General features: G+C 59.5%; 2 protein-coding genes and 1 pseudogene. All 3 read left to right on the top strand.

All coding sequences use genetic code 11. The features are described 5' to 3' along the window. Positions 1-45: 45 nt before the first annotated feature. Positions 46-573: pseudogene (locus tag GJA_RS25750) on the top strand (SbcC/MukB-like Walker B domain-containing protein); the annotation flags it as partial. Beyond that, entirely contained in the window at positions 570-1292 is a 723-nt protein-coding gene (locus tag GJA_RS25745; protein ID WP_051781340.1) for a DUF3322 domain-containing protein, read from the top strand. The pseudogene GJA_RS25750 and the gene GJA_RS25745, both read left to right, overlap by 4 nt. Beyond that, positions 1289-1411 carry a Wadjet anti-phage system protein JetD domain-containing protein gene (locus GJA_RS28045; RefSeq protein ID WP_197539819.1) on the top strand — a complete coding sequence of 41 codons (123 nt, stop codon included), beginning with the start codon at positions 1289-1291 and terminating at the stop codon, positions 1409-1411. The genes GJA_RS25745 and GJA_RS28045 overlap by 4 nt, the downstream gene beginning before the upstream one ends. The last annotated feature ends 111 nt before the right edge of the window (positions 1412-1522 follow it).

Raw genomic sequence — 1522 nt, 5'->3', positions numbered from 1 at the left:
GCCGGTTTTAACATGACCATCGATTGCGATCTGACGTCGCCGACCACCGGTTCCAGCGACGAGGAATACTCGGAAGGCAAATTCCTGCAAGTCCAAATCATCATCGAACGCTTTCGCGGCCGTGCCGGCAGTGCCGAAGCGGACCGGCGCTGGACACGCAAAGTGACCGACGTGCACAACTGGTTTGTCTTTTCAGCCTCCGAACGCTGGCGCGAAGATGACCGCGAACACGAGCACTACACCGATGCCGGAGGCAAATCGGGCCGCCAGGCGGCCAGCCTGACGTATCAGTTCGGACTGGAGTGGGGCGTGGTCCGTTCGCGCTCGTTCCGCTTTGTCGTTATCGACGAAGCGTTCGGCCGCGGTTCGGACGAGTCCGCACGTTATGGATGGGAATTATTCGAGCGCATGAACTTGCAATTATTGATCGTCACGCCACTGCAGAAAATCCACATCATCGCACCCTATGTTGCCGGCCTGGGTTTTGTGCACAGCGAAGAAGGGCGGCAATCGATGTTGCGTTACCTGAGCATCGAAGAGTACCAGGCCGAGCGCAAGACGTGTGCCGCATGAGTGTCAATCACTGGACCACGCCGGCGGTGCTTCATGCGCAATTGCTGCGCCTGCCGGATAGCGGGCGTTTGCAGGCGGCGCATATCAGCGGCGAGGCATTGTTTCCCATGACGCTGAACGTGCGTCAGCCGGGCGCCGCCAGCCTGGGTGAGCAATTCGATGAGGTGCGGCGCTGGATACGGCAACTTGAAGAGGGCACCGTCAAGGGATATGGCTGCCTCATCGAATGGCGCGAAATCAATCATCGGCAGCTGGGCCGCAACCGCTTGCCGGCACAAGTCATGCTGGCCGACGAGGTCGACGCCTTCCGGCTGATCGGACGTTTGGCCGACATGCGCCGCTTCGATCAACTGGCGGCGACGACATTAGCAGCCTTCCCCCAATTGGCCGGCTGGCTGGAGTGCCGCCCCATGACCTTGCTGGAGCAGGCGCCGACCTGGGAGCGCATGCGGGCGATCCTGCAATGGTTTACCGGGCATCCGCGCCCGCAGCTGTATCTGCGCCAACTCGACATCGCCGGTGTCGATGGAAAATTTATCGAAACCCGCAAGGCTTTGCTGGCCGAATTGCTCGACCAGGTCATGCCCGCCAGTGCCATCAATGCGCATGCCGTCGGCGCCCGCCAATTCGAAGCCCGTTATGGATTGCTGGTCAAGCCCGCCTTGATACGCTTTCGTTTGCTCGATCCGGGTTCTTATATCGGCGGCTTGTTCGCTTGAGCGATGACGAGCAAGCGCGGTTCAATGTCTTGCGTGACGATGTGCTGGGCGAACGCATCCGCATGGAGCAAGAGCGCCTTGGTTTTAACTGGGTGACGGCCGCGATACAAAACGCCTAGAAAATCCTTGCAGTCCCTTTGCTGCTTTGCTATAGTTCGCCTCCCCGCTGAAGCGCACTCGTTGCAAAGCAAAAGGGAGCGCCAGAAACGGCGATGCGGTAGAAAAGAAAA

This window comes from Janthinobacterium agaricidamnosum NBRC 102515 = DSM 9628 (genome assembly GCF_000723165.1).
Taxonomy (GTDB): domain Bacteria; phylum Pseudomonadota; class Gammaproteobacteria; order Burkholderiales; family Burkholderiaceae_D; genus Janthinobacterium; species Janthinobacterium agaricidamnosum.
This window is presented reverse-complemented; position numbering and strand designations above follow the sequence as displayed.